Genomic DNA, 10,291 nt, shown 5'->3' on the forward strand with positions numbered 1-10,291 from the left:
CAGTCGGTTAACAAGTTCCTGGATTCAATCTACCAAAATATTCTATTAAATGCAATTTGGACAAATCATGAATAGCATAACGTAAAACTTAAAACTCTAAGCATTCATCGCCAACTTATTTAAGTTGTTATTAGGTGGATAATTTCAATTCTCTAGCAGAAAAGTACAAGAGGTGCATACAGGCTCCTGAATCCGATTTTGGGGATTTGACACAGGCATACGCTGCTTTTACAATTGCCTATGAGTTGATAGACTTATGAGAGAGAGGCATATGCTGTGGAAACTATAGTAAGTCAAGCTTGGCCAGAATGGAGTGGTACGCTACAGAAGCGGAGTGGAGGTTGGAACAACACAACTTATTTTGTGGAAAATAACGGGAAACGCGCGGTCCTTCGAATATATGATACACATAAGGACAGAAACAAGATTGAGTTCGAGCATACTGTGCTGGAGCAGCTTGGAACACGAGCTTTGCCTTTCAAAGTACCTGTTCCTATTCTAACGACTACCGGTGAAACTATGATTCAGTTAAGGGAGAGTGGCAAATTCGCCTGCTTGTTCCGATATATCGATGGTGATTCACCTGTGGAGGAAGAGGTTTCCTACCTAGAATCCTTTGGAGAGGTGACGGGTATTTTATCAGAAGTCCTATCAGTTATTGATCCCGGTCTTACTCCGGTGTACCGGCCATATTATGAATTGCGGACGTCCTATCCATTATGCAGTGGAGAGGTCATCCGGGAGCTGTGCCTGAATCCGCCGGAACCTTTTAAGGATCTGGGGGCTGAGCTAGTGATGCTCTACAGAGCTTATAGAAATATTACAGGTTCTCTGAATGAACTGGAGGGACTGCCTCACCAACTTGTACACGGTGACTTGAATGCCTCTAATCTTTTGGTAAATATAGAAGACACGGGGCAGGTATCCTCGCTGCTTGATTTTGAGTTCTGTACATATGATTTGCGGGTCATGGAGTTAGCGGTTATTCTATCCGGGCTGCTTGGGCATGCGGAGGAGAAGAAGATGATTCGTGAGTTCTGCCGGGGCTTCAGCCGTAGTATCCGCCTCACCCCAGCCGAAATCAACGCCATTCCAGTGTTAATGCTGCTGAGAAAAATCGATGTCTTTCTTCATTTTGTCACCCGTTATCTGGAGGGTACCGATGAATCCCGGGTACTTCATGAGCAGACAAAACGGCTGTCCGTAGATTTAGTCCAGCTGTCTGCAGGAACTGCAGAAATTCTAGTAATATTGCAAGAAGAGCAGGGAAGCGCATGCAGGCTATAGCTCATTTCCGTGATTAGGATGAACCGCCGCTCCCTTGCTGTTCAGGATTTCTTTATACACCTCAATCGCCAGCGCCCGTGACTGCTTAAGATCAACGATGGCATATGGTCTAGGCAGATGGATAGCTTTATCGGACAAAACTGCCAGCTCTGGCAGCCAGGTGCGTATATAATCTCCGCTCGGGTCATGAGTCTGGGACTGGGTCACCGGATTCATGATCCTGAAGTAAGGGGAGGCATCGAATCCGAGCGAGGAGCTCCACAGCCAGCCGCCACGGTTCAGCGCATTATCATAATCGCTAAGCTTCAGCCTGAAGTAACGCTCTCCGTAAATAAATGGACAGCCCAGATTTTTGGTAAGAAACATTGCGGTAATCATTCGCAGCCGGTTCGGCATCCATCCGGTTGTGTTCAGTTGGGTCATGGCGGCATCGATTACAGGAATGCCAGTTCTGCCCGAAGACCAAGCCTCAAAGTATTTCGTACCCAGCATGCTCAAATCATACACCTTCTCATAGCTGAAGAAATCAGCATCGAGCCGGGCCTGATACAGATAGAAATCCCGCCAGGCCAGCTGTCGCAGCCATTCTTCCCCGCCGATTTCTTCTTCCGCCAGCCGAGTATACACAGTACGCGCTGAAATGGTACCCGTATTGAGGTGCCGGCTGATCTGGCTGGTGCCCACCTGTGCATACCTGTCACGGTTCACATGATAATCCCGTAAATGCAAGTCTATAAATTGCTCAAGAGTATCGTGTACATCCATCTTTTTTCTTGAAGGCACTAGCTTTTCAAACTGAAGTGTAATCTCCTCAGGAATCTTGAAATCTTCGGCAATCTTATCGTCCAGTGTGGACGTTGACAGATCAGCCAAGGTCGAAGAATAAGGCGGATGAAAGCGCTCAGCCAAGTAGCTGCGCCAGCGGCGGTAGAACGGTGTGAATACCTTGAAGGGCTCTCGACGCCCGCAACAATCCATGAAGTCTTCCAGATCACAAAGCATGCTGTCGTGAAAAATTTTGAAATGGATGCCGAGTGCAGCCGATGTATCACGCAGGCTCATGTCTCTTTTTAATGCATAAGGGGTGTAATCGGCATGAACCATCAATTCCTGAATTGGGTAGGTTTCGCTCAGCCTCTTGACAATAATATCAGGCTCGCCATAAAGAATATGTAGCTGCTTGCCCTCAGTGGCGTATTCCTGCTGAAGTCTTGAGACCTGCGTCAGAAAGTTTACCCCGCTATGCTCAAGATAGCGTTGTTTTCGCAGTAGAAAAGGCTCCAAAATCAACAGATGTAGGCTGCGAGTGCCAGAAGAACGTATAGCCTCAAAGGCTGGAAGATCGCTAGTCCGCAGATCTTTGCGGTGAATGAAGAGAATCATTAGAAATATTTCCTTTCTATTATCAGAGGGGAAAAATCGCATGTTTATAAGGATTTCCCATCGTCCTTGCTCAAAATCAGAATAATTAACATCGGAAATATGATCTTGCTAATATGTTGTAGAGCTGCTTGAACCGCTAAAATAACCCTATTTGGCAGCTTCTGCTTCTTCATAGATGAGGCACCGAAGAGTCTGATCTGGGTAGCGTAACTCTGCAGTATAACTGCTGCCATCTTCGAGCAACATTTTGACTGCTACCATACCGCGCTTATTATTTACGTCAGTGTCTGTAAGGGAAGCCGTGGCGATTTTCCGGGTTTCTCCTTGTCTGTCTGTAACTATTTTTGTAGCCTCGTTAATCCAGGTTGCATCCTTTTGGACAGCGATGGCAGCTTCAGCATTGATTGGGGTTCTTGTGAGTGAAAAATTAGCTGCTGTCGTATCTACTACCGTCCGGGTGGAGGGATCAATTATTACGGTATATTGCCAAAATTCCTTACCTTGTCCTCTTAAGGTGTTGGTTTTATAAGGGGTGAATATTACCATCCAGGTCTTTTTCTTAGATAGCATGGATTCTCCTTGGCTTGCTTTTACTTCAAGCTTGGAGACGTCAGCTCCGAATATTTTTCGCACACTTGAAGCGGCCATGGTAACGGCGTTGGTCTGGCTCAAACTCCCTGTGTCTGGAGGGGTTACAATATTCCGCTTGGACAAGGCATAGGCCTCTCGGTAGAACCAGTCAATATATTGTAACAGTTCCTCGTCAGTCAATGTCCGATTGGGATACTTGAGCGTGTTTTTCTCCAAGTCAAAATAAAACTCCGCTTGTCCCGATTTTAACGGGAACAGCTGCTTGGGACGAAGGCCGTCATACACATACTGGTCTTCCAATATCAGCCTCCGGTTTATTTCATCCTCGGTCATCTCCCTTCCGATGGTGATAATTTCGTTATTGGGCTTGTCCGCAAAATCATAAATTTGCTGCATTTCTTCTTGGGTCATCAGCTGCTCTAGATCTCTGTTCACAGTAGATACCGGTGCTTCTGCTTCTACTTTTAGTACGGGTGCCTTGCTGCTGTTCAAGGCTAGATTGCCCGAGTCTTGTACTGCAGAAATGCTCTTGGCAGCGGTGGTGTTCACAAATCCTGGGACAATCATTGCGCTCACCGCCAGCACGCTTCCAGAGAACAAGAGTACAGCGAGTGTAGCGGAAATCTTGTTGTTCTTCATTTAATTTAACCTCCATTGGGATCGGATGATGATGAATCTTCCTAACCTTAATCCAAAGATGTTATAGAGTAGGAGGGCAGTTGTTATAGAGTTGTAAAAAGAGTCTGATGCTAGTTCCCTCGCCGAGGACAGAGTTTAAGGACAGTCTGGCCTTATGCGCTTCAGCAATTTGCCGACATAAGGATAATCCTAAGCCAGCGCCGCCATATTCACGTGAACGAGCCTGGTCTCCCCGATAGAAAGGTTCAAACACACGTTTAGCCATCTCTGCGGTGATTCCGGTTCCCGTATCACGGATTTCTAGCACGGCTTCTCCATCCAGCTCATAGGCCAGCATGTGGATTTCGCTGCCTTGCTTGGAGGCATGAATCGCATTCTCAACCAGATTTACCAATAATGAAGCTAGTAAATCGGGATCTCCCCAGACATTTGAAATCGTATGTTGGATATGAAATCTTATGCCAGCATCCGTCAATTTTGGGCGCTCCGTCTGTTGGATAGCTTGAAATAGTTCCGAAATATTCACCTGCTGAAGTGCCAACGGCTGATGCCGGAGGACAGACAAATCCAGCAGCTTGAAGGCCAGATTCTTGAGACGAAGGGTTTCACTAAGAATATAGCCACCCGCAGTTTGCTGTTCTTCCTGTCCAATATTGGCCGTGGTCAGAAACTCGGCGAACCCCTGCATGCTGGTCAAAGGCGTGCGCAACTCGTGGGCCAAATTATCTACCATCCTTTGTTTCTCTTCAGCCATGTCTGAGAGTTCCGTAACCCTCTGCTCCACGGCCTCCGCCATCCGGTTGAAGTTCAAGGCCAGTTCGCCAAATTCATCTTTGCTGCGCAGCTGCACCCGTTTCGTATAGTCGCCTTCGGCGATTGTTTTGCTGGTCTCTGACAGGAGCTTTAGCGGCTTGCTTAGATGCCGGATTAGAAGATAAAGAAGAAGCAGCAGAACGGGTCCCACGATCCAGTTAATCATTACAAAAAAGCGGTTCAGTTCCTGTTGCTTGTTGAAGAGCTCACTGATATCACGCTGATAGACAAGCAGCAAATGCTGGTAAGGAGCAGGAAGCTGAGTGGAGAGCTGAATAGAGCGTTCGTCTGAGGATACAGGCTGATCGCCTTTTCCCAAATTAGATTTCCCGAATTGTCCTTTTTGGGGAGGGTAAATCATTCGGTCGTTCTCCCATAGCTGCAAATAGATTCCCTGCTTACGGTAGTAATCTCCATAGGACTCAGAGACGCTGGCCAGTAGAATAGGGGTCAATGCCGTTCCCCGCGCTTGAATAGAATTAAGGTTCTCATAAATATTGTTGGCAATTAACAATTGCTCACTGGATGCTCTCTGCATTTCACTGTCCATGTTTAGCTGCCAGCTTTTTTTCATCACCATAATGACACTTACATCCAGAGCGGCAATAAAGAGAGCGAGTACCGACAGCAGAATCTTATGCCAGAATCTCATGATTAGCTCTGAACTTCCAGGCGGTAGCCTAGCTTAAAAATGGTTTTGATCCGTTCTTCCCAGCCCAGCTTTTTACGTAGCTGCCGGATGTGAACATCCACGGTGCGGGTGTCGCCCTCAAAATCATAGCCCCACGCCAATTCCAGCAGCTTTTCTCTCGACAATGCAATATTCCGGTTACGAATTAATACCTCAAGCAGCTCGAATTCCCTAACGGTCAAATCAACCGGTGTCTGATCTACTAAAACTTGCCGTTCCAGGTAACGCACCTCAACATTATCGCAAATGAAGCTGGAAGTGCCTTTTTCACCCCTGCGCAGGACTACATTGATTCTTGCCAGCAATTCAAGGATTTCAAAGGGTTTAATGATATAATCATCCGCGCCCAGCTCGAAGCCTTTAATGCGGTCAGCCAAAGAATTCTTGGCGGTGATCAAAATCACTGGAACCTGCATATGTGCAATCCGCTGCATCACCTCAAAACCATCCAATTCCGGAAGCATAACATCCAGCAGAATCAAATCAGTCTTTTCACGCTCCAGAATTTCGAAAACCTCCGGTCCACGGTAAGCCTTGCTATATGTATGTCCAACCAGCTTGAGATTCATTGTAATTAAATCATTAATCGCTCTTTCATCTTCTACTACCAATATGTTTGCCATTTCGTATTTCTCCTCCTAGTACCTTGCTCACTAAGTGCCACTTTCGTTATACACTATATACAACTAGAGGAAGGATTGTCCAGAAGGTTGGTAGTTTCATCAAGCGTTAATACCTAATAGGATAGAAAATTATGTGGTCAAAAAAGAAAGAAATGAATCCATACATTACGAACCGTTACCTTAACAAAATTAACAAACTGTTGTATTGTGTCTTCCATCTATCATGAAAATATTTACAAATATAAATTGTTGATATCGAATATATCTGAGAAACTCCAGTGTGAGGTATACGGGCCACCACCAGGACCGCCAGCACATACGGGCAGTCGTGACGCACAGGAGCTAGCTCTGTACTCTAATTTATACTTGGCACAGAAAAGGCTAATGTCATAGAGCGATATCCTCAGGTTGCTGGATTATACGAACGTCTGGATTTTAGAGCGTTTGCTTCGGAGGCGGGCAGCGAATTGATTGTACGTAAAAAGCTGCCCAAACTTCCCGGGCAGCCTCTCATATTCATACGCGTACGTCTTCTGAGATCAAGCCGTTTGCGCCTCATGTTTGCGAGCTGTTACAGTGTCTTCTTTTTCCGTGGATCCGTTGCCTGACGCTTAACTGCTTCCTCGTCTCGTACCATTCAATTCATGTTCGTTCTGATGAAATTCCTTGAGTATATTCTGGTAAATATGAGCCTCTTGAAGGTTCAGTCCGTCGCGATTTTCTTTCAAAACCCAGTTCTCGACCGTTTTCTTCAAGATTTCGCTCTTCCGTTCCAGCAGTTCCGTATAACTCAATTTACTTCATCCTTTCCAGTTCGTGGTTTCAAACGCCGGATGGACTTTGTTTACTTGTCATTTCGTGCGTTTAACATCACATCCGACGTAACGTTTACCATTATACAGAAAATCCTGGTCGAACCCAACGCGGACCAACCGTCCTCAGATAGGGTGAGCACTACTTAGAATGGAACGGGAGTCCTCAGCGGACCGTTTCGCAGAAGTGCGGCCAGATACTCCGGTATGCTGACAGTTGCTTCTCTTTCTTATAAACGTTTAACCAGAAATCAAGCACGCGCTTTTAACTTTAATCTTCCTCAAGAGTAACAGTAATCCCCATACGAAACCCAATCACTCTAACTTACTGCATGCCGTTGTATAATCGTGTATCGGGCCTTCTCCAGCGATATTACCCTCGGGCGGCGAGTTGATGAAAACGGAAAGAAAACACAAAAACAGTAAAAATATTCCATGTGAAAATGTATTAATAGGGACCTGCCGATTTCCTATTGTGCATTCTAATGATAATGTGGCACACTATGTATAGATAAAACCAAACGAGGCAAAGAATGCCCCGTCTCCTTTCCTTTTGGAATAGAGGCGGGGTTTTGTATGATTAAAAACATATTTCGTTGCAGAGCGAGGGGATAGGTAATGGGTTTCGAGAGGGAGCATAATGAATGGTTATGTAATCATCTTAAACAAAGGAAGGGAGAGCGGCTCGATGCACTTAAACGCGGTCATGGTTACGGAAACCGCTTGTTTGTCGAGCGGGTGTGGTGGCCTCTAGCCGGACATTTTCACGGATTACACCCAGAATATGAAGTTAAGGACTGGCGCGGCAGATCCTATTTTGTGGATATTTTGTGGGAGATCGGAGCCTCGCGTATTGCATTTGAGATCATGGACTATGGCTCACATGGAACGGATCGTAGCAAATACCGGATGGACTTGAACCGCGGGCTTTTTCTACAGTCTCAAGACTGCACGGTGCTCTATATCTCGCTGGATGAGCTAAAAGAAAATCCATCCTTCATTCTCTCCGCGCTGCGGAACATTCTCTTTTCTTATTTGTTAGCAGAAAAGTCTGCGAAGACAACCGTTGAGAGAGCCTATTCCAGAATCGAGCGCGATCTGATGCGGGCAGCCATCCGGCACCATCGAGTCCTTCGCCCGGCTGATGCCGCGAGAGAACTGGAATTGCACACGATGACGATCATTAAATACTGCCGTCAGCTGGTGGATAAAGGAAAATTTCGCCCGGTGGCAAGAGGTTCATCTCAGCGGATCATTTACTATGAATATATTGGTACGCTACAAAGTCCAGATTTAGTTTGAAGATGAAGGCCGTCGTGAGAATGTGAATGAAAAATCGAATACAATGTGCCGTCGGTAACGTAAATGAGCAAATGTATGCGAAAAACCGAACACAATGTGCCGACGGTAGGTAAACGAGCCAAATGTATGCGAAAAAGTGAATACAATGTGCCGCCGTTACGTAAATGAGCCAAATGTATGCGAAAAACCGAACACAAAGTGCCAAAGGTAACATAAATGAGCCAAATGTATGCGAAAAACCGAACACAATGTGCCGACGGTAGGTAAACGAGGCAAATGTATGCGAAAAACCGAACACAATGTGCCAACGGTAGGTAAACGAGCCAAATGTATTCGAAAAATCGAATACAATGTGCCACGGGCAAGCTAAACGAGGCAAATGTATGCGAAAAATCGATTACAATGTGTCGACAGTAGGTAAACGAGCCAAATGTATGCGAAAAATCGATTACAATGTGTCGCCGGCAAGCTGAACGAACCAAATGTATGCGAAAAACCGAACACATTGTGTCGCCGGCAAGCTGAACGAGCCAAATGTATGCGAAAAACCGAACACAATGTGCCGACGGTAGGTAAACGAGGAAAATGTATGCGGAAAACCAAATACAATGTGCCACTGCCAAGCTGAACGAGCCAAATGTATGCGAAAAACCGCATACATGTGCCAACGGTACCATAAACGAGGCAAATGTATTTTTCCAGTCTGGTAAATCGGGTTTTTGATTTCCAGGGAATCACAAGAATCCGCGAACGGGTTCTTATTCTATTCTTCTCCTATCGCCACCGGATTCTCCTCATAAGAAATCCAATCACTCCAACTACCCGCATACAATTTCACATTCCTATACCCAGCTTTTCCGAGCGCGAGCACATTCGGGCAGGCACTTACACCTGAACCACAGTACACGATAATTTCTTGCTCAGGATCAATTCCCTCATAATGCTCTTTCAGCACCTCAGTTGATTTCCAGCGTCCTTGCTCATCCAGCACTTCTTTCCAGAACTTATTGATCGCCCCAGGAATATGACCTGCCTTCGGATCAATCGGTTCTTCCAGCCCTTCATAGCGACGGGACTCGCGGGAATCAATCAATAGTGCGCGACCGTCGTTAACTACATTTTGCACATCTTCCATGCTAGCAAGCATCTTCTTCTGAACATCTGCTTCATACTGGCTAGGAATCCTAACCGCTTGATGATCACTGACGGGGAAGGATGCTTTTTTCCAAGCAGAGTAGCCTTCATCCATTATAAACACACGTTCATGCCCCAAATATTTAAGCATCCACCACAGACGGGAAGCGTAGGCACCACCTTGATCATCATAAGCAACGACAATACTATCTCTGTTAATGCCAACCTTGCTAAGAACGGTGGTTAGCTTCGAGATCTCAGCCAGTGGGTGGCGTCCACCGTGTGCGCTTACTGGAGCGGAGAGTTGTTCTTCTAGATGAAAATAGATTGCGCCCGGAATATGATCTTCCGTATAGGCTTTACGCCCAGCTTCCGGATCCGTAAGTAAAAAACGGCAATCGACTATAACCAGTTCAGGTTCGTATAACCGAGCAAGCAGCCAACGGGTAGAAACGATTGGTTCCATAAGATACCTTCTTTCTATTAATATGTATGGAGTCATTATAGCGGAAAATAAATGAGGACGCACCTTAAGCTTATAGCTTAAACTGCGTCCTCAAGTGATTAGATCAAACGATATCCTGAAGGCAAGCTACCAGTGCGCTGTATGGTGTGAACCTGCGCCGGGGTGAGTCATGGTTGGGTTCTAGTGCTAGATTCTGAACAAAACCAAATCACTTTATATCTGTAGATAAACTCAGTTTTACAAGTATTATTAGATTTTTCAGAACTATAAAACGAAGAATAACTCAGCGCTAATAGAAGTTGCCGAAAGTAGTCCAATACTTCGGGTTTAAATTAAGGAAATCCATAAGGAAGCTGATCCACTTGGCTCAAAAAGTGTATGTATGAAAACATCAAAGAAAGCGTTGACATTTTTATTGGAGCCTTCTTATAATAGATTTGAAATCGATTACAATCGTTGCTTATTTGCTTCAACTGTATACAGGTTATAGTGAGGGAAGGAATGGAAAGGAGGTTATCTTTTTTTTATTTGAAAATGAAATCGATTTCAA

General features: G+C 45.4%; 8 protein-coding genes. 2 read left to right on the plus strand and 6 right to left on the minus strand.

The features are described 5' to 3' along the window. The first annotated feature begins 276 nt into the window (after window positions 1–276). A complete protein-coding gene (locus MKY99_RS12730) occupies window positions 277–1,287 on the plus strand; it encodes a phosphotransferase (protein WP_339270848.1) in 1,011 nt (336 codons plus the stop codon). On the opposite strand, the gene MKY99_RS12735 is transcribed toward MKY99_RS12730, so the two are convergent. The 5 genes from MKY99_RS12735 to MKY99_RS12755 form a co-directional block, all read right to left on the minus strand. After that, complete coding sequence (locus MKY99_RS12735; protein ID WP_339270850.1) at window positions 1,282–2,670, minus strand: deoxyribodipyrimidine photo-lyase; 1,389 nt, start codon at window positions 2,668–2,670, stop codon at window positions 1,282–1,284. The two genes, MKY99_RS12730 and MKY99_RS12735, sit on opposite strands and share 6 nt — an antisense overlap. A 147-nt stretch (window positions 2,671–2,817) precedes the next feature. Then, window positions 2,818–3,900 carry a hypothetical protein gene (locus MKY99_RS12740; protein ID WP_339270852.1) on the minus strand — a complete coding sequence of 361 codons (1,083 nt, stop codon included), beginning with the start codon at window positions 3,898–3,900 and terminating at the stop codon, window positions 2,818–2,820. A gap of 61 nt (window positions 3,901–3,961) precedes the next feature. Further along, entirely contained in the window at window positions 3,962–5,365 is a 1,404-nt protein-coding gene (locus MKY99_RS12745; RefSeq protein ID WP_339270854.1) for a HAMP domain-containing sensor histidine kinase, read from the minus strand. Window positions 5,366–5,367: 2 nt separating this feature from the next. Further along, window positions 5,368–6,027: a response regulator transcription factor gene (locus tag MKY99_RS12750; RefSeq protein ID WP_234532949.1), complete on the minus strand. Its 660-nt coding sequence runs from the start codon at window positions 6,025–6,027 to the stop codon at window positions 5,368–5,370. 611 nt (window positions 6,028–6,638) lie between these two features. Then, entirely contained in the window at window positions 6,639–6,821 is a 183-nt protein-coding gene (locus tag MKY99_RS12755; protein ID WP_339270856.1) for a hypothetical protein, read from the minus strand. A gap of 636 nt (window positions 6,822–7,457) precedes the next feature. On the opposite strand from MKY99_RS12755, the gene MKY99_RS12760 reads away from it, so the two are divergent. Then, window positions 7,458–8,141, plus strand: a complete 684-nt coding sequence (locus MKY99_RS12760) for a hypothetical protein (RefSeq protein ID WP_339270858.1) — start codon at window positions 7,458–7,460, stop codon at window positions 8,139–8,141. Window positions 8,142–8,904: 763 nt separating this feature from the next. Here MKY99_RS12760 and MKY99_RS12765 read toward each other — a convergent pair. After that, window positions 8,905–9,741, minus strand: coding sequence for a sulfurtransferase (locus MKY99_RS12765; protein ID WP_339270860.1), 837 nt, complete (start codon window positions 9,739–9,741; stop codon window positions 8,905–8,907). Window positions 9,742–10,291 lie beyond the last annotated feature (550 nt).

Source organism: Paenibacillus sp. FSL R5-0470, assembly GCF_037975205.1.
Lineage (GTDB): Bacteria > Bacillota > Bacilli > Paenibacillales > Paenibacillaceae > Paenibacillus_AQ.

Coding starts and splice junctions, on each gene's coding strand:
- MKY99_RS12735 (WP_339270850.1), bottom strand. CDS start 2,670: ATGATTCTCTTCATTCACCGCAAAGATCTGCGGACTAGCGATCTTCCA.
- MKY99_RS12745 (WP_339270854.1), bottom strand. CDS start 5,365: ATGAGATTCTGGCATAAGATTCTGCTGTCGGTACTCGCTCTCTTTATT.
- MKY99_RS12750 (WP_234532949.1), bottom strand. CDS start 6,027: ATGGCAAACATATTGGTAGTAGAAGATGAAAGAGCGATTAATGATTTA.
- MKY99_RS12760 (WP_339270858.1), top strand. CDS start 7,458: ATGGGTTTCGAGAGGGAGCATAATGAATGGTTATGTAATCATCTTAAA.
- MKY99_RS12740 (WP_339270852.1), bottom strand. CDS start 3,900: ATGAAGAACAACAAGATTTCCGCTACACTCGCTGTACTCTTGTTCTCT.
- MKY99_RS12765 (WP_339270860.1), bottom strand. CDS start 9,741: ATGGAACCAATCGTTTCTACCCGTTGGCTGCTTGCTCGGTTATACGAA.